22 protein-coding genes and 1 tRNA gene are annotated in these 20,666 nt (G+C 70.0%); 13 read left to right on the forward strand and 10 right to left on the reverse strand.

All coding sequences use genetic code 11. The annotated features are described in order from the left end of the window. The first annotated feature begins 1 nt into the window (after position 1). Genes ACOZ90_RS08330 through rnt form a run of 4 tightly spaced genes read left to right on the forward strand, consistent with a single transcriptional unit; the run spans position 2 to position 4,600 of the window. Entirely contained in the window at positions 2 to 2,584 is a 2,583-nt protein-coding gene (locus ACOZ90_RS08330) for a sensor domain-containing protein (protein ID WP_422893197.1), read from the forward strand. A 30-nt stretch (positions 2,585 to 2,614) separates the two neighbouring features. Further along, the gene (locus ACOZ90_RS08335; protein ID WP_422893198.1) at positions 2,615 to 3,385 is read left to right on the forward strand and encodes an SDR family NAD(P)-dependent oxidoreductase; all 771 of its coding nucleotides are present in this window, start codon (positions 2,615 to 2,617) and stop codon (positions 3,383 to 3,385) included. Positions 3,386 to 3,392: 7 nt separating this feature from the next. Continuing rightward, on the forward strand, positions 3,393 to 3,959 hold the full coding sequence (gene yeiP, locus ACOZ90_RS08340) for an elongation factor P-like protein YeiP (protein ID WP_422893199.1): 567 nt from the start codon (positions 3,393 to 3,395) through the stop codon (positions 3,957 to 3,959). A gap of 11 nt (positions 3,960 to 3,970) precedes the next feature. Then, positions 3,971 to 4,600 (forward strand): ribonuclease T, encoded by a 630-nt coding sequence (gene rnt, locus ACOZ90_RS08345; protein WP_422893200.1) that lies wholly within the window; start codon positions 3,971 to 3,973, stop codon positions 4,598 to 4,600. Positions 4,601 to 4,638: 38 nt separating this feature from the next. Here the strand turns inward: rnt and sugE are convergent, their stop codons facing one another. From sugE to pcnB, 7 genes are all read right to left on the reverse strand, one after another. After that, positions 4,639 to 4,959, reverse strand: a complete 321-nt coding sequence (sugE, locus tag ACOZ90_RS08350) for a quaternary ammonium compound efflux SMR transporter SugE (RefSeq protein ID WP_422893201.1) — start codon at positions 4,957 to 4,959, stop codon at positions 4,639 to 4,641. 355 nt (positions 4,960 to 5,314) lie between these two features. After that, complete coding sequence (gene pgi / locus ACOZ90_RS08355; RefSeq protein WP_422893202.1) at positions 5,315 to 6,835, reverse strand: glucose-6-phosphate isomerase; 1,521 nt, start codon at positions 6,833 to 6,835, stop codon at positions 5,315 to 5,317. Between the two features lies 1 nt (position 6,836). Further along, the gene (panD, locus tag ACOZ90_RS08360) at positions 6,837 to 7,217 is read right to left on the reverse strand and encodes an aspartate 1-decarboxylase (protein WP_422893433.1); all 381 of its coding nucleotides are present in this window, start codon (positions 7,215 to 7,217) and stop codon (positions 6,837 to 6,839) included. 100 nt (positions 7,218 to 7,317) lie between these two features. Further along, positions 7,318 to 8,181 carry a pantoate--beta-alanine ligase gene (gene panC / locus ACOZ90_RS08365; RefSeq protein ID WP_422893203.1) on the reverse strand — a complete coding sequence of 288 codons (864 nt, stop codon included), beginning with the start codon at positions 8,179 to 8,181 and terminating at the stop codon, positions 7,318 to 7,320. A 10-nt stretch (positions 8,182 to 8,191) separates the two neighbouring features. Further along, entirely contained in the window at positions 8,192 to 9,001 is an 810-nt protein-coding gene (gene panB, locus ACOZ90_RS08370) for a 3-methyl-2-oxobutanoate hydroxymethyltransferase (protein WP_422893204.1), read from the reverse strand. Between the two features lie 82 nt (positions 9,002 to 9,083). Next, positions 9,084 to 9,587, reverse strand: a complete 504-nt coding sequence (folK, locus tag ACOZ90_RS08375) for a 2-amino-4-hydroxy-6-hydroxymethyldihydropteridine diphosphokinase (protein ID WP_422893205.1) — start codon at positions 9,585 to 9,587, stop codon at positions 9,084 to 9,086. After that, positions 9,584 to 10,906: a polynucleotide adenylyltransferase PcnB gene (gene pcnB, locus ACOZ90_RS08380; protein WP_422893206.1), complete on the reverse strand. Its 1,323-nt coding sequence runs from the start codon at positions 10,904 to 10,906 to the stop codon at positions 9,584 to 9,586. The genes folK and pcnB overlap by 4 nt, the downstream gene beginning before the upstream one ends. 150 nt (positions 10,907 to 11,056) lie before the next feature. Here pcnB and ACOZ90_RS08385 point away from each other — a divergent pair. Together ACOZ90_RS08385 and fdxA are read left to right on the forward strand one after the other, a co-directional pair. Further along, positions 11,057 to 11,132: transfer RNA gene (locus ACOZ90_RS08385), tRNA-Glu, on the forward strand. A gap of 139 nt (positions 11,133 to 11,271) precedes the next feature. Then, on the forward strand, positions 11,272 to 11,595 hold the full coding sequence (gene fdxA, locus ACOZ90_RS08390; RefSeq protein WP_422893207.1) for a ferredoxin FdxA: 324 nt from the start codon (positions 11,272 to 11,274) through the stop codon (positions 11,593 to 11,595). 97 nt (positions 11,596 to 11,692) lie between these two features. Here the strand turns inward: fdxA and ACOZ90_RS08395 are convergent, their stop codons facing one another. Both ACOZ90_RS08395 and dapA read right to left on the reverse strand, forming a co-directional pair. Continuing rightward, positions 11,693 to 12,211, reverse strand: coding sequence for a hypothetical protein (locus ACOZ90_RS08395; protein ID WP_422893208.1), 519 nt, complete (start codon positions 12,209 to 12,211; stop codon positions 11,693 to 11,695). Between the two features lie 16 nt (positions 12,212 to 12,227). Then, positions 12,228 to 13,133, reverse strand: a complete 906-nt coding sequence (gene dapA, locus ACOZ90_RS08400; protein WP_422893209.1) for a 4-hydroxy-tetrahydrodipicolinate synthase — start codon at positions 13,131 to 13,133, stop codon at positions 12,228 to 12,230. A 134-nt stretch (positions 13,134 to 13,267) separates the two neighbouring features. On the opposite strand from dapA, the gene ACOZ90_RS08405 reads away from it, so the two are divergent. The 7 genes from ACOZ90_RS08405 to ACOZ90_RS08435 all read left to right on the forward strand — a co-directional run bounded on the left by ACOZ90_RS08405 (position 13,268) and on the right by ACOZ90_RS08435 (position 19,533). Beyond that, on the forward strand, positions 13,268 to 13,834 hold the full coding sequence (locus ACOZ90_RS08405) for a glycine cleavage system transcriptional repressor (RefSeq protein ID WP_422893210.1): 567 nt from the start codon (positions 13,268 to 13,270) through the stop codon (positions 13,832 to 13,834). 10 nt (positions 13,835 to 13,844) lie between these two features. Further along, positions 13,845 to 14,327, forward strand: coding sequence for a peroxiredoxin (locus ACOZ90_RS08410; protein WP_422893211.1), 483 nt, complete (start codon positions 13,845 to 13,847; stop codon positions 14,325 to 14,327). Between the two features lie 45 nt (positions 14,328 to 14,372). Next, a complete protein-coding gene (locus ACOZ90_RS08415; RefSeq protein WP_422893212.1) occupies positions 14,373 to 15,773 on the forward strand; it encodes a PhoH family protein in 1,401 nt (466 codons plus the stop codon). 92 nt (positions 15,774 to 15,865) lie between these two features. Further along, complete coding sequence (locus ACOZ90_RS08420) at positions 15,866 to 16,117, forward strand: helix-turn-helix domain-containing protein (RefSeq protein ID WP_422893213.1); 252 nt, start codon at positions 15,866 to 15,868, stop codon at positions 16,115 to 16,117. Between the two features lie 4 nt (positions 16,118 to 16,121). Then, complete coding sequence (locus ACOZ90_RS08425) at positions 16,122 to 17,810, forward strand: SulP family inorganic anion transporter (protein ID WP_422893214.1); 1,689 nt, start codon at positions 16,122 to 16,124, stop codon at positions 17,808 to 17,810. Between the two features lie 80 nt (positions 17,811 to 17,890). Further along, a complete protein-coding gene (thiD, locus tag ACOZ90_RS08430) occupies positions 17,891 to 18,700 on the forward strand; it encodes a bifunctional hydroxymethylpyrimidine kinase/phosphomethylpyrimidine kinase (protein WP_422893215.1) in 810 nt (269 codons plus the stop codon). Next, a complete protein-coding gene (locus ACOZ90_RS08435; RefSeq protein WP_422893216.1) occupies positions 18,697 to 19,533 on the forward strand; it encodes an alpha/beta hydrolase family protein in 837 nt (278 codons plus the stop codon). Before thiD ends, ACOZ90_RS08435 begins: the two co-directional genes overlap by 4 nt. On the opposite strand, the gene galE is transcribed toward ACOZ90_RS08435, so the two are convergent. Continuing rightward, complete coding sequence (gene galE / locus ACOZ90_RS08440; protein WP_422893217.1) at positions 19,523 to 20,554, reverse strand: UDP-glucose 4-epimerase GalE; 1,032 nt, start codon at positions 20,552 to 20,554, stop codon at positions 19,523 to 19,525. The genes ACOZ90_RS08435 and galE overlap by 11 nt on opposite strands. Between the last annotated feature and the right edge of the window lie 112 nt (positions 20,555 to 20,666).

Consider the following 20,666-nt stretch of genomic DNA (forward strand, 5'->3'; position numbering starts at 1 on the left):
GATGAGCCACAGGCCACCCGGCGCAGCGCCTGCCAGCGACAGTTCCGCAGACGAGCCGCAGCGGATCGCGTCCGCGCTGGCCGCCGCCTGCCGGGACACGGCCCTGCCCGCCGGCCTGCGGACGCTCCTGTGCCAGGCGCGCGACGCCCTGGAAGCGACCGCCAGCGATGCCGAAAGCGCACAGCTGCGCTACCGGGCGCTGTTCGACGCGGTTCCCGACCCGGTCAGCATCCTCGACGAACGCGGCATCGTGCTGGATCTCAACAAGGCCGGCATGGCCGCCTACAAGCGTTCGCGCGAGGAGACCGTCGGCCAGCCCATCGAACTGCTCAATCCGGATCTGCCCAAGGATCACATGAAGCCGGTGCTGGAAACCCTGCACCGCGGCGCGACCTACGTGATCGAGGTCACCAACATGCGCGCTGACGGCACCCGGTTCCCGGTGGAGGTGCATTCGGCGGGTTTCATGCACGAAGGCCGCCGCTGCGTGGTGGCGGTGGCGCGCGACCTGAGCGCCCGGCGCGAGGCCGAGCTTCGCTACGGACAGCTGCTGGAAGTGATCGACAAGGGCGTCATGGTGCAGGACGCGGACGGCAACCTGCTCCAGGTTAACGCCGCGGCCATCCGCATCCTGGGCGTGAAGCAGGAAGACAGCCTGCGCCGGTTCCCCGAGCCGGACACCTGGACGCTGCTCGACGAGGGCGGCCACCGCATCAGCGTGGCCGACCTGCCGATCCAGCGCACCCTGCGTACCGGGCAGGCCACTGAAAGCACGGTCATCGGCCTGTACCACAAGCCCGAGCGGCGGCTGCGCTGGCTGTCGGTGACCACGGTTCCGCTGTTCTCGCCGGGCGGGCGCAGCCCGAACCAGGTGATCTCGCTGTTCAGCGACGTCACCCGGCTCAAGCGCGACAGCGCGCTGTTCGGCCGCGCCCAGGCCCTGGCCCGGATCGGCGGCTGGGAATGGGAGGTCGGCCGCGACGCGCTGTACCTGACCGACGAGGCCATCCGCATCCTCGGCCAGGAGGCCCCGCCGGCGAACATGGCCGGCCTGCTGGCCTGCCTGGGCCTGGGCGACCAGGTGCGCTTCAGCGATGCCCTGCGGGCGGCGGCCGAGCACGCGCGCCCGATCGACCTGGAGCTGCAGGGCCGGCGCCAGGACGGCCTGCCGCTGTGGCTGCGGATCATCGGCGAGGCGGAGACCGACGAGTCGGCGAACATCAGCATCACCGGCACCGTGCAGGACATCCACGAGCGCAAGCAGGCCGAGGAGACCCTGCGGGTGCAGGCGCGAACCGATCCGCTGACCGGGCTGCTCAACCGCGACGCGATCCTGGGCGAGATGGGCGAACGCATGGACGACCCGGCGCAGGCGCGGCTGGCGGTGCTGTACATCGACCTGGACCGGTTCAAGATGGTCAACGACGGCCTGGGCCACTCCGCCGGCGACAGCCTGCTGCGCGAGGCGGCCCGGCGGATCGCGATGTCGGTGGCCACCGACGGCCTGGTGGCGCGCTTCGGCGGCGACGAGTTCCTGGTGATGTGCCACCCCGAGGGCGACGACGCGCTGCCCGAAGCGGTCGCACAGCGGATCCTGGACGCGTTCGAGCCGGCCTTCCGGCTGGGTGGCGAGGAGTTCCACGTCACCGCCAGCATCGGCATCGCCCATGCGCCGCACGACGGCGACCGGCCACAGACCCTGATCCAGAATGCCGACGCGGCGATGTACGACAGCAAGCGCCGGGTTCGCAACGGCTGGCAGCTGTACTCGCCGACGCTGGAGGAATCGCGCGAGGATCGGCTGCGGCTGGAAACCCAGCTGCGGCGGGCGGTCGACAACGGCGAGTTCCACCTCGTCTACCAGCCGCAGGTGGACATGCGCCGCGGCACCATCGTCGCCGCCGAGGCGCTGATCCGCTGGCGCAACCGCCAGCTGGGCGAAATGCGTCCGGATCACTTCATCGGCCACGCCGAAACCACAGGCGACATCGTTCGCATCGGCCGCTGGGTGCTGAGCGAGGCCTGCAAGCAGGTGGCGCAGTGGCGGGCCGCCGGCCACGGCCTGGTACGGGTGGCGGTGAATGTCTCCTACCGCCAGTTCCTCGGCGACGACCTGGCCGGCACCGTGCGCGACGTGCTGGAGGAGTTCGGGCTGCCCGGCAGCGCGCTGGAGCTGGAGTTCACCGAACGCGCCCTGATCGAGGACTCGGCGGACACCCTGCACGCCTTCGCCGAGCTGCGCGAGATGGGGATCCTGCTGACCATCGACGACTTCGGCGAAGGCTACAGCGCGCTCAACTACCTGCGGCGGCTGCCGATCCAGGGCCTGAAGCTGAGCCAGCTGTTCGTGGAAGGAGTGCCGCGCAACCATTCCGACGTCGCCGTATGCCAGGCGATCGCCGGCATCGCCCGCAGCCTGGGCCTGGGCCTGGTGGCCGAAGGGGTGGAATCGGAGGCGCAGCGGCAGTTCCTGCTTGAACTCGGGGTGCAGGTGGGCCAGGGCTTCCTGTTCGCCCCCGGACTCACGCCCAGCGAGCTCGAACACCGCATCGCCGCGCCGCAGCCGGCATCCGCGACCGGGTAGAATGCGGGGCTTTCCAACGCAGGAGCGCCCATGCAGCTTTCCGACATCCGCGCCATCGTCACCGGCGGCGTTTCCGGCCTTGGCCTGGCCGTGGCCGAGCACCTGGTGGCAAACGGCGGCAGGGTCGCGCTGTTCGACGTCAACGACGACAAGGGCGCCGCCGCGGTCGCCGCGCTGGGCGAAGGCAAGGCGCGCTATATCCGCACCGACGTCACCGACGAGGACGGCGTGGCCGCCAGCGTCGAGGCGGCGAAGGAGTTCCTGGGCGGCATCGACGCCGCGGTCAACTGCGCCGGCATCATCGGCGCCGGCCGCGTGCTCGGGCGCGAGGGGCCGATGCCGCTGGGCAAGTTCTCCTCCACGGTGATGGTCAACCTGGTCGGCAGCTTCAACGTCGCCAAGGCCGCCGCCGCGGTGATGCAGCACAACGAAGCCGGTGAGGACGGCGAGCGCGGCGTGATCGTCAACACCGCCTCGGTGGCCGCTTACGAGGGCCAGATCGGCCAGGCCGCCTACTCCGCCTCCAAGGGCGGCGTGGTCGGCATGACCCTGCCGATGGCGCGCGAGCTGGCCCGCTTCGGCATCCGCGTCAACACCGTGGCCCCGGGCATCTTCCACACCCCGATGGTCGACGGCATGCCCGAGGACGTGCAGCAGTCACTGGGCGCCTCGATCCCCTTCCCCTCCCGCCTGGGCCGTGCGGCCGAGTTCGCCGACCTGGTCGGCTACATCCTCGGCAACCGCTACCTCAACGGCGAGACCATCCGCCTGGACGGCGCCGTCCGCCTGGCGCCCAAGTGAGCATCCGATGAAAGCCAGCGACATCAAGAAGGGCAACGTCGTCGAACACGGCGGCGGCGTCTACCAGATCCGCGACATCGAACGCAGCTCGCCGCAGGGCCGCGGCGGCAACGTGCGCTTCCGCTTCACCATGTACAGCGTGCCGGGCGGCACCAAGGCCGACGCCTCGTTCGACGCCGACGACGACCTGCGCGAAGTCGAACTGTCGCGCCGCCAGGCCAGCTATTCCTACCGCGACGGCGAGGCCTTCGTGTTCATGGACGACGAGGACTACACCCCCTACACGCTCGATGCCGACGTGGTCGGCGACGCCGCCGGCTACATCACCGACGGCCTTGGCGGCTGCCACGTGCAGATCATCGACGACCTGCCGGTGGGCGTGCAGCTGCCGCAGACCGTGGCCCTGGAAGTGGTCGAGACCCCGCCCGAGCTCAAGGGCGGCACCGCCACCAAGCGGCCCAAGCCGGCGAGGCTGAGCACCGGCATCGAGATCCAGGTGCCCGAATACATCGCCACCGGCGAGCGCGTGCTGGTCAACACCACCAGCGGCGAGTTCTCCGGCCGCGCCGGCTGAGCGCGGCCCGCATGAGCGACTCCACGCCCCAGCCCGCCAGCCCGATGGCCCGCCGCTTCCGCGGCTACCTGCCGGTGGTGGTGGACGTGGAGACCGGGGGCTTCGACTGGAACCGCCACGCCCTGCTCGAGATCGCCGTGGTGCCGATCGACCTGGACGAAGACGGCCGCTACATCCTCGGCGAAACCTCCAGCACCCACGTCGAGCCGGCCGAAGGCACCCAGATCGACCCGCAGTCGCTGGAAGTGACCGGCATCGACCTGGATCACCCCTTCCGCATGGCCAAGCCCGAGCGCGAGGCCCTCAACCACGTGTTCGCCCCGATCCGCGCCGCGGTGAAGAAGCACGGCTGCCAGCGCGCCATCCTGGTCGGCCACAACGCCCACTTCGACCTCAACTTCCTCAACGCCACCGTCGCCCGCTGCGGCCACAAGCGCAACCCGTTCCACCCCTTCAGCGTCTTCGACACCGTCACCCTGGGCGGCGTCGCCTACGGCCAGACCGTGCTGGCCCGCGCGGTGCAGGCGGCGGGGTTCGAATGGGACGCCGCCGAGGCGCACTCGGCGATCTACGACGCCGAACAGACCGCCCGCCTGTTCTGCACCGTCCTCAACTCCTGGCCCTGGCCGCCCAGCGCGTAGGAGCGCGCATGGCGCGCCCCTGCACCGGGATCAGCCGCTCACTGTCCCGAAGCGAGCTTCAGGCCGATGATCCCCGCCAGGATCAGCCCCAGGCTCACCAGTCGCCCGGCGTTGGCCGGCTCGTTGAACAGCACGATCCCCAGGATCGCGGTACCGACCGCGCCGATCCCCACCCATACCGCATAGGCCGTGCCCAGCGGCAGCGACCGCATGGCCACCGCCAGCAGGTAGAAACTCACCGCCATCGCCGCCACCGTGCCCACGCTCGGCCACAGCCGGGTGAACCCCTCGGTGTACTTCAGGCCAACGGCCCAGGTGACCTCGAACAGCCCGGCAAGAAACAGGATGGCCCAGGACATGGAAAAGCCTCCATTCAAAGATGGGGCCGTCCCCGGGTGAAGTGGAGAGGCGGGGCCGTCCCCGCTTCCTGATCAGGCGAGATTATCGCAAACCACAATGACCCAGCCGTAACCCGGGGCAGTGCAAGAGCCCGCGACCCATCTCACCAAAGCGCCGACCTGAACGCCCGGGTGAGCCGCGCCCAGCCAGCAGGGGTATCGCGACAAGCAATACATGGATGTATTGCGCGCGCGTCGGGACAGGATGTCCCGCCGCGCGAAAAGCGATACCCCTGCTGGCAGGGCGCGGCGTCCCTCCGAAGCCAGCGAACCCAAAGGGCCTTCCCCCGCAAGAAAAAACGACGGGGCGCCAGACCTATTCCCGCCGCGAATGGATCTCGGCAAGGAGTGCAGCAGTGGCCGGATCTGCAACATCGGCCCGCCCACCCTTCACCGCCGGCAACAGCTCACCCGCAATCCGCTTGCCCAGCTCCACCCCCCACTGGTCGAACGCATTCACCCCCCACAGCACCGACTGCGCATACACACTGTGCTCGTACATCGCGATCAGCGCCCCCAGCGAACGCGGCGTCAGCGCATCCAGCAGCAGCATCGTCGAAGGCCGGTTGCCCGGATGCGCCTTCTGGACATCGGAAGACTCGAACCCGTTCGCCAGCGCCTGCGCCTGCGCCAGCAGATTCGCCAGCAGCACCGCATGGCTTTCCGCATACCCGTGGGCCGGATTCACCACCCCGATGAAATCGGCCGGCACCGCCTGCGTCCCCTGGTGCAGCGCCTGGAAGAAACTATGCTGCGCATTCGTCCCCGCCCCGCCCCACAGCACCGGCACCGTCTCCACAGCCACCGGCTCGCCGCCGGGCGTCACCGCCTTGCCCAGGCTCTCCATCACCAGCTGCTGCAGATAGGCCGGCAGCAGCTCCAGGCGCCCGTCATAGGGCAGCACCGCCTGCGTCGGCAGCCCGAGCGCGTTGCGGTTCCACACCGCCGTCAGCGCATGCAGCATCGGCAGGTTCGCCTCCGGCGGGGCCTGCAGCGCGTGCGCGTCCATCTCCGCCGCACCGGCCAGCAGCTCCCCGAAGCGCTCCATTCCCACCGCCAGCGCGATCGCGAAGCCCACCGCCGACCACAGCGAGAAGCGTCCGCCGACCCAGTCCCACATCGGCAGCACCCGTTCGGCGGCCACGCCGAATTCTTCCGCCTTCGCGACGTTGGCACTGACCGCATAAAGCCGTTCCGCACCGCCCAGCCAGTCGCGCAGGATGCGTCCGTTGAGCAGCGTCTCCTGGGTGCCGAAGCTCTTGGACACCAGGATCGCCGCGGTGCGATCCGGATCCAGATCACGCAACAAGTGCGCCGCATCGCCGCCGTCGACGTTGGCCAGGAAGTGCAGCCGCAAGCGGCCGTCGTGGAAGTCCCTGAGCGCGTCCACCACCAGCCGCGGCCCGAGATCCGAGCCCCCGATGCCCACATTGATCACGTCGCTCACGCCCGAAGCGGCCAGCGATTCCACCAGCGCCGCCATCCGCTCACGGACCTGGGCAGCCAGCGCGCCGGCATCCCGCGCCACCACGGAGGAACCCGGCGCCGACCGCAGCGCAACGTGCAGCGCCGGGCGGTCTTCGGAGCGGTTGACCTTTTCCCCGTCGAACAGCGCGCGGAACGCGGCCGACAGCCCGGCCTCACCGGCCAGCGCCAGCAGCGCCGCAACGGCCTCGCGGTCGTAGCGCTGGCGGGCAAAGCTGGCGTGGATCGGGCCGACCCGAAGGGACAGGTCGCCAATGCGGCCCGGCTCGACCGCCAGCAGGTCGGCAATGCGCGTGGCCGACAGCCGGCGCGCATGCGGTGACAAGGTTGACGCCGGATCCGGCGCAACCATCTCAGGCCGCCTGCGCCGGGATCGAATCGTTGGTGTGGGTCAGCCGGTTTTCGCGGTCGACGTAGACCAGGGTGGGCTTGAACTTCGCCGCCTCGGCCTCGTCCAGCGCGCCGTAGGCGCAGATGATCACCAGGTCGCCGGGCTGCGCCTTGTGCGCGGCCGCGCCGTTGACGGAAATGATCCCGCTGTCTTCCTCGGCGCGGATCGCATAAGTCGCGAAGCGCTCGCCGTTGTTGATGTTGTAGATCTCGACCCGCTCGTACTCGCGGATGCCGGAGATGTCGAGCAGGCGGCCGTCGATCGCGCACGAACCTTCGTAATGCAGTTCGGCATGGGTCACCGAGGCGCGGTGGATCTTGGCTTTGAGCAGGGTCAGTTGCATGGCGTCGCTGGCCGGGTCACGGCGGGCGGGCGGCATTTTCCGCGGGAACTGGACAGTATAGGGCGCTGTTGCGGCATCGCAACAAAAGCAGGGCGGGCGTTCAGCGCCCGCCGCCCTGCAGCTCGAACTCCAGGTTGTCGATCAGGCGCGTGGTTCCAAGCTTCGCGGCAACCAGCGCCACCAGCGCACCGCGGTGGCCGGGTTCCGGTTCGGTCAGCCCGGGCGTGCGGATCACGGCGTAGTCCACGTCGAAGCCCGCGCCGGCAAGCCGCTCCCGCGCCGCGGCCTCCACCCCGTCCCGCTCCCGGCCTTCCAGCCACCCGTCGCGCATGGCCAGCAGGGTACGGTGGATCTCCGGCGCGAGCGCCCGCTCGGCATCGGACAGGTAGCGGTTGCGCGAACTCATCGCCAGGCCATCCGGCTCGCGCACCGTTTCACCGGCCAGCAGTTCGATCGGGAACGCCAGGTCGCGCACCATGTAGCGCACCACCGCCAGCTGCTGGTAGTCCTTGCGCCCGAACGCGGCCACGTCCGGCTGCACCTGGTTGAACAGGCGCGAGACCACCGTGGCAACGCCGTCGAAGTGCCCGGGCCGCCGCGCGCCTTCCAGCACTTCGGTGACGCCGGGCACCCGCACCTGCACCGCATTGCCGGCGCCGAATGGATACATCGCTTCCACCGGAGGCATCCACAGCAGGTCGCAGCCCGCCGCCTCCAGCCCGGCCGCATCTTCTTCAGGCGTGCGCGGGTAGCGGTCGAAATCCTCGCCGGGCCCGAACTGGGTGGGATTGACGAACACGCTGGCCACCACCCGATCCGCATGCCGCCCCGCCAGCTGCACCAGCGAATGGTGGCCCGCATGCAGGTTGCCCATCGTCGGCACGAAGCCGACCCGCAGCCCTTCCCGCTTCCAGCCCGCAACGCGTGCGCGCAGGGTCTCCAGGCGCTCGACGGTCTCGATCACGGGCAGCGCGCTACTGGTACGAGTGCGCCGCATCAGGGAAGGAACCGTCACGTACGGAGGCCACGTAAGCCTCCACCGCGCCGGCCACCGACCCGCCTTCGGCAAGGAAATTCTTGACGAACTTCGGCCGCCGCGCGCCCGAGTCCAGGCCCAGCATGTCGTGCAGCACCAGCACCTGGCCGTCGCAGCCGGCGCCGGCGCCGATGCCGATCGTCGGGATCGGGCTTTCGGCGGTGATGGTGGCGGCCAGCTCCGCCGGCACGCCTTCCAGCACCAGCAGCGCGGCGCCCGCATCGGCCACGCCCCGCGCCTCGGCGCGCAGCCGCTCGGCCGCGGTCTCGCCGCGCCCCTGCACCTTGAAACCGCCAAAGCGCAGCACCGACTGCGGGGTCAGGCCCAGGTGCGCGCAGACCGGGATCTCGCGTTCGACCAGGTAGGCGATCGTTTCCAGCTTGTGACCGGCGCCCTCCAGCTTGACCATCGTCGCCCCCGCCTGCAGCAGCCGGGTGGACGCATCCAGCGCGCGTTCGGGCGTGGCGTCGGCCTGGAACGGCAGATCCGAAACCAGCAGCGCGCGCGACAGCCCGGCGGCCACGCAGCGCGTGTGATAGACGATGTCGTCCACGCTCACCGGCAGGGTCGAGCCGCGCCCCTGCACCACCATCCCCAGCGAATCGCCCACCAGCACCAGGTCGACGCCGGCGGCGTCCATGGTGCGCGCGAAGCCTGCGTCGTAGCAGGTCAGCATGGCCAGCTTGCGACCCTCGCTGCGGGCGGCGGCAAGGTCGGGGACCGTCACGGGACGGGCAGGAGTATTCATGCCCCTAGTATGACCGACCGGTGTTGCACCGTCGCACCCGATCGGGCCCGGTGCCGGTTGCATGGGTGCGCCATGCGCACTCCTACAGCGGGACTGGTTCCATTTCGCCGGCGTCCAGGGCCGCCAGCGCTTCACGCGCCGAGCCGACACCGGGGATCACCGCGTCGGGCAGCACTTCAAGCAGCGGCACCAGGGCGAACGCGCGCTCGTGCAGGCGCGGATGCGGCACCCGCAGGCCCGGCTCATCGACGACGGCGCTGCCGTACAGCAGCAGATCCAGGTCCAGGGTGCGCGGCCCCCAGCGGTCGCTGCCGTCGGCGGCCCGCACCCGGCCGAAGCGGCGCTCGATCGCGAACAGCTGCTCCAGCAGCGCCTCCGGTTCCAGCAATGTCTCCAGCGCGGCCGCGGCGTTGATGAAGTCCGCCTGATCCTCCACGCCCCAGGCGGGCGTGCGGTACAGGGACGAGGCCGACAGCAGCCGGCTCCGGGGCAGTTCCCCCAGCTCGCCGAACGCCTCCCCCAGGATCCGCACGCTGTCGCCCACGTTGCCGCCCAGGCCGACAACGGCAACGACCGGCGCGCTCATTCGCCGCCGGCGGGCCGCCGCCTGCGCCGCCGGCGCCTGCGCGGTGCGTCATGCGCGTCCGCACCTTCGGCCGGGGGATGCGCGGCGATCGCCAGATCCGGATCCTCCTGCGCCTCGCGCCAGAACGCCACGTCTTCGGCATGCTCGTCCGAAGCGCTCTGGCGCAGGGTCAGGAAGTCGTACGCGGCGCGGAAGCGCGGGTGTGCAAGCGTGCGCATCACCCGCTTGCGCTGGCGCAGCGGAAAGCGCGACTGCAGCAGCCAGATCTCCTGCATCGGCAGCGAAAAGCGCCGCGGCAGGGCCACGGTATCCAGCTGGTGCACGGTGACCCGGTCGGCCGCACGGCGCTGGGCCTCGGCCGGCTGCACGTCCTGCGCCTGCAGCGCCATCAGCGCACGGCAGTAGGCCGGCCACAGCAGCAGCGCGAACAGGAACGCCGGCGACACCGGCTCCTCCGCCGCCACCCGGGCATCGGTGTTGCGCAGGCCGGCGATCACCATCGTGCGCAGCGCGCCGCTGCGGTTGGCCGCCATCGCCGCCGCGGACTCGGGGAACAGCGCCGGCAGCAGCCCGTGCCTTTCCAGGCCCAGGAAGCTCTGCTCGGCGTGCCCGGACAGGAACAGCTTCAGGCATTCCTCGAACAGGCGCGCCGGCGCCGCCTCGGCCAGCAGGTGGGCCAGGTGCGGGATCGGCGCCGCGGTGCCCTCCTCGATCCGGAAGTCGAGCTTGGCCGCCAGCCGTACCGCGCGCAGCATCCGCACGGGATCCTCGCGGTAGCGCTGTTCCGGGTCGCCGATGAGCCGCAGCAGGCGCGCCTGCACGTCGTCGAAGCCGCCCACGTAGTCGCGCACCGAGAAGTCCTCGATCGCGTAGTACAGCGCGTTGGCGGTGAAGTCGCGGCGAACCGCGTCCTCTTCGATGCTGCCGTAGATGTTGTCGCGCAGCAGCATCCCGTCCTCGTGCTGCTGGCGGTCACCGCTGCCGTCGTCGACGTTGGCCCGGAAGGTGGCCACCTCGATGATCTCGCGGCCGAACACCACGTGCGCCAGCCGGAACCGGCGCCCGATCAACCGGCAATTGCGGAACAGCGCCTTGACCTGTTCCGGGGTGGCGTCGGTAGCGACGTCGAAGTCCTTGGGCTTGAGCCCGACCAGCAGGTCGCGCACCGCGCCACCCACCAGATAGGACTGGTAGCCGCCTTCGCGCAGCCGGTACAGCACGCGCAGGGCGGCGGAACTGATGTCCTTGCGGGAAATGGAATGGCTGTCGCGCGGGATGCTGCGCAGCTGCGGTACGGCGGGGTCGTTCGGTGTTGGCATCAAGTCTTTTCGTTGGCGAGGCGGATCATGGGCCGGGAGAGGCTCCAGGCCATTGGCGAACCCCTCAACCCTGCTATACTAGCAAGCTGCGCGGCTGAACCGGTCGCCAGTCCGGCCCCAACGCCGGAGGGGCCCTGCCCCGAGTTCTCCGCTCCCTTCGTCTAGCGGTCTAGGACGCGGCCCTCTCAAGGCTGAAACACGGGTTCGAGTCCCGTAGGGAGCGCCACACAAGCGCGGGCCACCCCGCGACCGGTCTGCGCCACGACGCCGGCCGCAGCAAAGACCCGGCCCCGGCCGGGTCTTTGTTTTGGGGCCGGCCGGGCGCCTGCCTTACAATGGCACCAGTACACAGGGATCCGAACGCAATGCCTTTCGTCGTCACCGAGAACTGCATCAAGTGCAAGTACACCGACTGCGTGGAGGTGTGCCCGGTCGATTGCTTCCACGAGGGCCCGAATTTCCTGGTGATCGACCCCGACGAGTGCATCGACTGCACCCTGTGCGAGCCGGAGTGCCCGATCGGCGCCATCTATCCCGAGGACGACGTCCCCTTTGGCCAGGAAGCCTTCATCGAGCTCAACGCCGAGCTGTCCAGGGAGTGGCCGGTGATCACGGCCAAGAAGGACGGCCCGCCCGACGCCAAGGAATGGGAAGGCAAGCCGGACAAGCTCAAGTATCTGGAGCGCTGAGCGCCCGCCCGACCTTTGAACGGCGGCGCGGCTCCCGCAGGGGCTCGCCTCATGCAGGAGCGCGCCATGCGCGCTCCTACGGGGGTTCGGGCCGGGCTCAGCCGCCCAGGCGGGCCTGCAGCGCGGCGATCAGGCTGCGGGCCTCTTCGCCCTGGGCCGCCTGGCCACGCGGATCGACCGCGCTCACCTGCGAGCCGGCCTCGGCCGAGGCCACCCGGATCATGAAGTTGCTGCCCCGGTAGTTCACGTCGTAGGTACCCAGCAGCTGAGCGCTGTTGACCACGGTCAGCCCGTCGGTCTCCGCCAGGATCTCGCCCACCTGCGCGAACACCGCGTCGCGATCGCCGGCAACGGCGAAGCTGGTTCCCGCGGCGGCCGCGGCGGCGCCGGGCTGCATGTCCGAGCGCGTCACCGAAACGGGCTGATCCGGAGCCGCCAGCGCGCCCGCGGCACTGGGGCGATCCAGATCCGGCGGAACCTCCAGCGGACGGTTTTCCGGCGCCTGCGCGTACAGCGCGTTCTCCTTGCGGAACCAGCCGCAGCCGGAAGTGGCCAGAACCGCGACGGCCAGCGCCGAAACGGCGGCGGTGCGCAACAGGATGGGGCTCGGGGACATCGTGATCTCCAGGAAGTCAGGCCGCGAGTGTATCGCGGCAGGTCTGTTCGATTTCATCGGCCAGGGCAAGCATGCGCCCGGCCTCGTGGTCATGGGCGGCCGACAGCTGCATCAGCGGCAGGCGCAGGCCGTGGCCGATGCCGCGGCGGGCCAGCAGGGCCTTGACCGGAATGGGGTTGGGCTCGATGCCGGAGAACGCGTAGAGTGGCTGCAGGCGCGCATCCAGCGCCTCGGCCCGCTCGCGCTCACCGCCGGCCGCCAGCTCGCACAGCAGGCGGAAGGCCGCCGGCACCACGTTCGACGCCACCGACACCACGCCCGCCGCCCCGGCCAGCATCGCCCGCACGGCCGTGGGGTCGTCCCCGCTCAGCACTACGAAGGCGTCGTCGGCCAGCGCCAGCAGCGCGTCCATCCGCTCCGGCTCGGGGCGGGCTTCCTTGATGCCGATGACCCGCGGATGCCCGGCAAGCGCGGCAACGGTGTCCGGCAGCATGTCGCAGCCGGTGCGGGCCGGCACGTTGTACACAATCACCGGCAGCGCGCCGTCGTCGGCCACCGCGCGGTAGTGGGCGGCCAGGCCGGCCTGGGTGGGCCGCACATAGGGCGGCGTGACCACCAGCGCCGCATCGGCGCCCAGGCTGCCGGCGCGCCGGGTCTGCTCGATCGTGTGCGCGGTGCTGGACTGGCCGGTGCCGGCGATGACCGGGATCCGGCCGCCCACCACCTCCAGCGCGGTGCGCAGCAGCAGGTCGTATTCGGGCTCGAACAGCGCCGCCGCCTCGCCGGTGGAGCCGGCCACCACCACCGCGCCCGTCCCCGCCTCCAGCTGCTGTCCGAGCAGCCGGCGCCAGGCGTCGAGGTCGAGCTCGCCGGCGACGGTGAAAGGCGTCGCAAGCGCTGTAATACTGCCGGAAAGTTGCAAACCGATGATCCCAGGGCGGTCGCCACCGATCTTACTTGCGGCTCCAAAGCGCGGGCAAGTATGCTGGCCCCGCCCCGCGCGCGCCGCCGGGCCGTCATTCATGTTGGAACACCCCCTTCTCCGCGGACGCCGCCTTGACCGAATCCGATCCAGTTCCCAGGCCTGCGCCGAACGAGAACCACCTCATCATCAATGCCTACACGACGCACCCCCAGTCACCGCTGCTGTCGGTGAGCCGGCGCATTGCCGACAGCGGATGCAACCTGGTCGACGCGCGCCTGTCCACGGTCGGCCGCGACGTGTCGGTGACCGCGCTGGCGATCGGCTCCTGGGACGCGGTGGCCAAGCTGGAGGCGATGCTCTCGCGGCTGGATCGCGAGGAAGGCATGAAGCTGGTCTGGTACCGCACCGGCCCCAAGGCGATGCAGTCCAACCTGCTGCCCTACATCGTGGAAGTGATCGCGGCCGACAAGCCGGGCATCCTGTTCCAGCTGGCGGACTTCTTCGACCGCCAGGGGATCACCATCGAGAGCCTGCATTCCTCGCGCTACCAGGCCATGCAGACCGGCGCGGACATGTTCTCGGCCCAGATCACAATCGGCGTGCCCGCGGACATGCACATCGCCGCCCTGCGCGACGATTTCCTCGAGTTCTGCGACCACCTGAACCTCGACGCGATCATGGATCCGATGAAGTTCTGAGGAGCTGAAGTTGAACGAAGGCGACACCCTCGACCCCGCAACCCTCGACCTGCCGCTGCAGCTGTCCGGCGGCGCCAGCGCCACGCTTGGCGACTATGCCGGCCAGTGGCTGATCCTGTACTTCTACCCCAAGGACTCCACCCCCGGCTGCACCACCGAGGGCCTGGACTTCAACGCCCTGCTGCCAAGGCTCAAGCGCCGCAAGGCCGCCGTGCTCGGCGTCTCGCGCGATTCGGTGAAGTCGCACGACAACTTCTGCGCGAAGCAGGGGTTCAAATTCCCCCTGGTCAGCGACAGCGACGAGGCCCTGTGCCGCGCCTTCGACGTGATCAGGGAAAAGAACATGTACGGCCGCAAGGTGATGGGCATCGAGCGCAGCACCTTCCTGATCGACCCGGAGCACCGGATCGCCGCCCAGTGGCGCAAGGTGCGCGTACCCGGCCACGCCGAAGCGGTGTTTGAAACCCTCAAGACCCTGACCGCGGGGAAGTAGCCCACCCACCCCACGACCCAAGCCACGGAAGCCACCCGACCGATGATGACCAAAGGCAAGCGTGTGTACGTGCTGGACACCAACGTCCTGATGCACGATCCCACGGCGCTGTTCAAGTTCGAGGAGCACGACGTCTACCTGCCGATGCAGGTCATCGAGGAACTGGACAACGGCAAGAAGGGCATGTCCGAGTCCTCGCGCAACGCGCGCCAGGTCAGCCGCTTCATCAACGAGCTGATCGAGGACCAGGGCTCGGACAAGATCGCCTCGGGCCTCAAGCTGACCCGCCCCAACGGCCTGCAGCTGCGCGGCGCGCAGAGCATCGGCAGCCTGCGCTTCCAGACCACGGTGCCCAGGGAGGACAAGACCTCGTTCGGCGCGGTCGCGCCCGACAACCGCATCCTCGGCGCCATCCTCGCCCTGCGCGCGGAGGAGACCGGCACGCCGGTGGTGTTCGTCTCCAAGGACATCAACCTGCGGATCAAGGCGGCGATCGCCGGCATCCCCAGCGAGGACTACGAGAACGACCGCGCGCTGGACGACTTCAGCCTGCTCTACACCGGCGCTACCGCCCTGCCCGAAGACTTCTGGCAGCGCCACGGCGCGGCGCTCAAGTCGTGGACGGACAAGGGCCGCACCTGGTACGAGCTGGACATGGCCGAAGGCGATGACTGGCATCCGAACCAGTACCTGTACCTGCCCGGCGACGAGGAGGCCGAGTTCCGGGTGGCGAAGGTGGAAGGCGGCAAGGCCACGCTGCAGATCGTGGACGACTACCGCAACAGCCAGCACGCGGTGTGGGGAATCATGGCCCGCAACCGCGAGCAGAACTTCGCCCTCAACGCGCTGATGGATCCGGAGATCGACTTCGTCACCCTGCTGGGCACCGCCGGCACCGGCAAGACCCTGCTGGCGCTGGCCGCGGGCCTGGCCCAGACCATGGACGCCCAGCGCTACCGCGAGATCATCATGACCCGGGCCACGGTGAGCGTGGGCGAGGACATCGGCTTCCTGCCGGGTACCGAAGAGGAAAAGATGACGCCGTGGATGGGCGCGCTGACCGACAACCTGGAGGTGCTCACCCACAACCAGGAAGGCGGCAGCTGGGGCCGCCAGGCGACCAACGACCTGCTCGCCAGCCGGATCAAGATCCGGGCACTGAACTTCATGCGCGGGCGCACCTTCCTCAACCGCTGGCTGATCCTGGACGAGGCCCAGAACCTCACCCCCAAGCAGATGAAGACCCTGATCACCCGCGCCGGCCCGGGCACCAAGATCGTCTGCCTGGGCAACGTGGAGCAGATCGATACGCCGTACCTGACCGAGACCACCTCGGGCCTCACCTACGCGGTGGACCGGTTCAAGTCCTGGGGCCACAGCGCCCATATCACCCTGCGCCGCGGCGAGCGCTCGCGCCTGGCCGACTACGCATCCGAGGTGCTCTGACTGATGCTTCATGCATCAATAGGGATGCGTGAAACTTGCCTTGAAGCACCTGATCATTGAGAATACGGGGCGCACCCACCTTGCGCCCCCTGATGATCTCACCCGGACAACTGCGCGCCGCGCGCGCCCTGCTCGGCCTTGACCAGCGCTCGCTTGCCGCCATGGCAGGCGTCTCCCTGCCCACCATCCAGCGCATGGAGGCCAGCAGCGGCGACGTGCGCGGGGCCATCAGCACCCTGACCAAGGTGGTCGAGGCGCTGGACGCGGCGGGCGTGGAGCTGCTCGCCAACGAGCAGCCCGGCCAGGGCCGCGGCCGCGGGGTGCGGCTGAAGGATCCCGCCTGAGCCGGTGAAGCCCGATCCCGCCTACCTGAAGCTGTTCAAGCCCAAGCTCGTCACCGCATTCCGCGAGGGCTACGGCTGGGGCGACCTGCGCGCGGATATCGTCGCCGGACTCACGGTCGCGATCGTCGCCCTGCCCCTGGCCATGGCCCTGGCGATCGCCAGCGGCACCACGCCCGACAAGGGCATCAGCACCGCCATCATCGCCGGCTTCCTGATCTCGGCCCTGGGCGGCTCGCGGGTGCAGATCGGCGGGCCCACGGCGGCCTTCATCCCGGTGGTGTTCGTGGTGATCGAGCGCTTCGGCTACGGCGGGCTGATCCTGTGCACGCTGATGGCCGGGCTGATGCTGATCGCCGCCGGCCTGATGCGGCTGGGCACGCTGATGCGCTACATGCCGCAGCCGGTGATCACCGGCTTCACCGCCGGCATCGCGGTCACCATCTTCTCCAGCCAGGTCACCGACGCGCTGGGGCTGCAGGTCGCCGACCTGCCCGGCGACTTCATCGGCCGCTGGACGGCCTACGCGCAGCACATCGCGAGCACCCAGCCGGCGGCGGTGGCGCTGACCGTGCTCGGGCTGGCGGTGATCGTGGGCCTGCGCAGGTGGAAGCCGGACTGGCCGGGCTTTTTGATCGCGCTGCTGGTGTGCACCGGCGTGGTGGTGGCCTTCGGGCTGCCGGCCGAGACCATCGGCAGCCGCTTCGGCGCGCTGCCCAATACGCTGCCGGAGTTCAGCTTTCCGCACATTCCCTTCGAGCGCACCTTCGAGCTGCTGCCCAGCGCCTTCACCATCGCCTTCCTGGCCGGGGTGGAATCGCTGCTGTCTGCGGTGGTGGCCGACGGCATGACCGGCGGGCGCCACCGCTCCAACGGCGAGCTGGTGGCCCAGGGCGTGGCCAACGTGGGCTCGGCGCTGTTTGGCGGGCTGCCGGCCACCGGCGCCATCGCCCGCACCGCCACCAACATCCGCGCCGGCGCGCGCTCGCCGATGGCCGGCATCCTGCACGCCGGCTTCCTGCTGCTGTTCATGCTGCTGCTCTCGCCGCTGATGGGCTACGTGCCGCTGGCCGCGCTGGCGGCGGTGCTGCTGGTGGTGGCCTGGAACATGAGCGAGCACGAGAACTTCCGCGCCACCATGTCCGCGCCCATCGGCGACCGGGTGGTGCTGCTGCTCACCTTCGGGCTGACGGTGTTCTTCGACCTGACCGTGGCGATCCAGGCGGGGATCGTGGTGGCGGCGCTGGTGTTCATGTACCGCATGTCCGAGTCGGTGGAGGTGAGCTCGGGCATCCGCACCTTCGACGACGACCTCTACGCAGACGGCGGCCCGCGGCTGGCCGAGGGCGAGCAGCGGCGCCTGCTGCCCGACGGCGTGGAGGCCTACCAGATCACCGGGCCGCTGTTCTTCGCCGCCGCCAACCGCCTGGACAACCTGCTCGACGCGCTGCGCCGGCCGCCGAAGGTGTTCATCGTGCGCATGCGCCTGGTGCCGATCATCGACGCCAGCGGCGTGCACGCGATCAGGGCGCTGGCCGAGCGCTGCCATCGCAGGGGCATCGTGCTGGTCATCTCCGGCCTGCAGGCGCAGCCCAACCGGATCCTGGCCAGCATGCAGCTGCACGAGCGGCCGGGCGAGCTGTACTTCGCCAACGATTTCCACGCCGCATTGAAGATCGCCCGCTCGATTGCGTAGGCGCGCCACGCGCACGAAGCCGCAGACCGGGAGTCGCGCGGCTTCGAACGCATGGCACGTTCCTGCGGCACAATTGCCACATGAATCCATTTCCTTCCGCCCTCACCATCGCGGGCTCGGATTCCGGCGGCGGCGCCGGCATCCAGGCCGACCTCAAGGCCTTCGCGGCCCACGGCGTGCACGGCCTGTCGGCCATCGCCGCGCTGACTGCCCAGCACACCCGGGGCGTCACCGCGGTGCACGTGCCGCCACTGGACTTCCTGCGCGCGCAGATCGACGCCTGCTTCGACGATTTCCACGTTGGCGCGGTGAAGATCGGCATGCTGGCCAACGCCGACGTCATCAACGCCGTGGCCGACGCCCTGCAGGCCCACGGCAACCCGCCGCGGGTGCTGGACCCGGTGATGATCGCCACCTCCGGTGCACGCCTGCTCGAGTCAGACGCCCTGCACGCGTTGCGCACGCGCCTGGTGCGCGGCGCCGCGTTGCTGACCCCCAACCTTCCGGAAGCCGAACTCCTGCTTGGCCACCCGATCACTGACCGCCGGGCCATGCGCGACGCCGCCGCCGAACTGCTGCAGGCCGGTGCCAACGCTGTGCTGCTGAAGGGCGGCCATCTGGAAGACGGCGCCGATGACGTCATGGACCTGTTCGCGGAAGCACAAGGCGACATCCGAGAGTTCACCCACCCGCGGCTGCCGCAGGACGCGCACGGCACGGGCTGCACCCTGGCCGCCGCGATCGCCGCCAACCTGTGCCGCGGCCTGTCGCCGGCCGACGCCTGCGAAGCCGCTACCGGTTACGTGCACCGCGCCCTGCGCGGCGGTTACTGTCCCGGCCGCAGCGAGGTGCTGGTCCTGGACCACTTCGGCGCCGCCGGACCGGCGTGACCGTCGGACAGGACGGCCTGGCACTGGAAGCGGCGGACGGGCACCGCTGGCAGCTGTACGCGTGCACCCCGGAGAAGCCGACCGCCACCCTGCTGTGGCTGCCGGCGCTGGGCGTGGGCGCGCGCCACTACCTGCCGTTCGCCCGGGAGCTGGCGGGACGCGGCGTCGCCACGTTCCTGCACGAGTGGCGCGGGGCGGGCAGCAGCAGCCTGCGCGCTGGCCGCGACTGCAATTGGGGCTACCGGGAACTGCTGGAACTGGATATCGCGACCAGCACCGATGCGGTCCGGCGGACCTGGCCGGGCATTCCTTCCATACTCGGCGGCCACAGCCTGGGCGGACAGCTTGCGTGTTGCCAGCTGGCGCTCGAACCCGATGCGGCCCGGCAGCTCTGGCTGGTCGCCAGCGGTGCGCCCTACTGGCGGGCGTTCCCGCTCCCGCACCGGCTGTGGCTGCCCATGGCCTACCGCTTTCTGCCATGGCTGGCCGAGCGCAATGGCGCCCTGCCCGGCCGCAGGCTCGGCTTCGGCGGCCGTGAGTCGCGCGGGGTGATGCGCGACTGGTCGCGCTCGGCGCTGGCGGGCAGCTACGCCGCCGCCGGCCTGGACGCCGACCTGGAGAGGGGCATGGCCGCGGTCCAGGCGCAGGTGCGCGCCGTGACATTCGAGCGCGACTGGCTGGCCCCGCCCTCTTCGCTCAAGCACCTGGCATCCAAGCTCCCGCACGCGGACACGGACACCGCGTCGTTCGACGACAGCTCCCTGGGCGTCCGCGCCGATCACTTCCGCTGGATGCGATCCCCCGGGCCGGTGGCCGAGTGGCTCAGCCGCTGAGCCCTTCCCCGTCTTCGTAACCGCGCGGGTTCTCCGACTGCCAGCGCCAGGCATCGCGACACATGGCATCGATGTCGTACTCGGCGCGCCAGCCCAGCAGTTCATGGGCCAGCGACGGATCGGCGTACACCTCGGCCACGTCGCCGGGACGGCGGGCGACGATGTCGTAGGCCACCTCGCGGCCCGAGGCGCGCTCGAACGCCCGCACCAGCTCCAGCACGCTGGTCCCACGCCCGGTGCCCAGGTTGATGTTCGCGCTGCGGCCTTCACGGACCAGGAAGTCCAGCGCATCCGCGTGCGCGCGCGCCAGGTCGACAACATGGATGTAGTCGCGCACCCCGGTGCCATCCACCGTCGGCCAATCCCCGCCGAATACGGACAGGCGGTCGCGCTGGCCCACGGCCACCTGGCACACGTAGGGCATCAGGTTGTTGGGCACTCCGTCGGGCGCTTCACCGATCAGGCCCGAGGCATGGGCGCCGACCGGGTTGAAGTAGCGCAGGTTCACCGCGTGGAAGCCCGGGTCGCTGGCGCACAGGTCGCCGATCAGCTGCTCCATCACCAGCTTGGTGCGGCCGTAGGGGTTGGTGGTGCGCAGCGGCGCATCCTCGCGCACCGGGACGCTGTCGGGATCGCCATAGACGGTGGCCGATGAACTGAACACCAGGCGAGCGACCCCGTGCTCCTGCATCGCCTGCAGCAGGTGGATGGTGCCGGAGATGTTGTTGTCGAAATAGTCCAGCGGCTTCTCGCAGGACTCGCCCACCGCCTTGAGCGCGGCGAAATGCACCACCGCGTCGAAACCCCCGGCCGCAAGCAGCCGCCGGACGCCGTCGCGGTCGCGCAGGTCGACCTGCTCGAACGCCACCGGCGCACCGATGATGCGCCGCAGCCGCCCAAGCACGCCGGGCGAGCTGTTGCTGAAGTTGTCGGCCACGACCAGGTCGTGCCCGCGGCCGGCCAGCACCACGCAGGTGTGGCTGCCGATGTAGCCGGCTCCGCCGAAGACAAGGATGCGCATGCGTACCCCCAGGGTGGATCCCGATTATCCACGACCTCCGGCGGGATTGCGCCGTCCGGCGTGACCGGTGCAACTCCGCTTACGCGTTACCAGAGGCATCGACCGTAAAAGG

Source organism: Luteimonas dalianensis (assembly GCF_049339425.1).
GTDB classification, from domain to species: Bacteria; Pseudomonadota; Gammaproteobacteria; order Xanthomonadales; family Xanthomonadaceae; genus Luteimonas; species Luteimonas dalianensis.

Coding starts and splice junctions, on each gene's coding strand:
- ACOZ90_RS08330 (WP_422893197.1), top strand. CDS start 2: ATGAGCCACAGGCCACCCGGCGCAGCGCCTGCCAGCGACAGTTCCGCA.
- ACOZ90_RS08335 (WP_422893198.1), top strand. CDS start 2,615: ATGCAGCTTTCCGACATCCGCGCCATCGTCACCGGCGGCGTTTCCGGC.
- yeiP (WP_422893199.1), top strand. CDS start 3,393: ATGAAAGCCAGCGACATCAAGAAGGGCAACGTCGTCGAACACGGCGGC.
- rnt (WP_422893200.1), top strand. CDS start 3,971: ATGAGCGACTCCACGCCCCAGCCCGCCAGCCCGATGGCCCGCCGCTTC.
- sugE (WP_422893201.1), bottom strand. CDS start 4,959: ATGTCCTGGGCCATCCTGTTTCTTGCCGGGCTGTTCGAGGTCACCTGG.
- pgi (WP_422893202.1), bottom strand. CDS start 6,835: ATGGTTGCGCCGGATCCGGCGTCAACCTTGTCACCGCATGCGCGCCGG.
- panD (WP_422893433.1), bottom strand. CDS start 7,217: ATGCAACTGACCCTGCTCAAAGCCAAGATCCACCGCGCCTCGGTGACC.
- panB (WP_422893204.1), bottom strand. CDS start 9,001: ATGAATACTCCTGCCCGTCCCGTGACGGTCCCCGACCTTGCCGCCGCC.
- folK (WP_422893205.1), bottom strand. CDS start 9,587: ATGAGCGCGCCGGTCGTTGCCGTTGTCGGCCTGGGCGGCAACGTGGGC.
- pcnB (WP_422893206.1), bottom strand. CDS start 10,906: ATGCCAACACCGAACGACCCCGCCGTACCGCAGCTGCGCAGCATCCCG.
- fdxA (WP_422893207.1), top strand. CDS start 11,272: ATGCCTTTCGTCGTCACCGAGAACTGCATCAAGTGCAAGTACACCGAC.
- ACOZ90_RS08395 (WP_422893208.1), bottom strand. CDS start 12,211: ATGTCCCCGAGCCCCATCCTGTTGCGCACCGCCGCCGTTTCGGCGCTG.
- ACOZ90_RS08415 (WP_422893212.1), top strand. CDS start 14,373: ATGACCAAAGGCAAGCGTGTGTACGTGCTGGACACCAACGTCCTGATG.
- ACOZ90_RS08420 (WP_422893213.1), top strand. CDS start 15,866: ATGATCTCACCCGGACAACTGCGCGCCGCGCGCGCCCTGCTCGGCCTT.
- thiD (WP_422893215.1), top strand. CDS start 17,891: ATGAATCCATTTCCTTCCGCCCTCACCATCGCGGGCTCGGATTCCGGC.
- galE (WP_422893217.1), bottom strand. CDS start 20,554: ATGCGCATCCTTGTCTTCGGCGGAGCCGGCTACATCGGCAGCCACACC.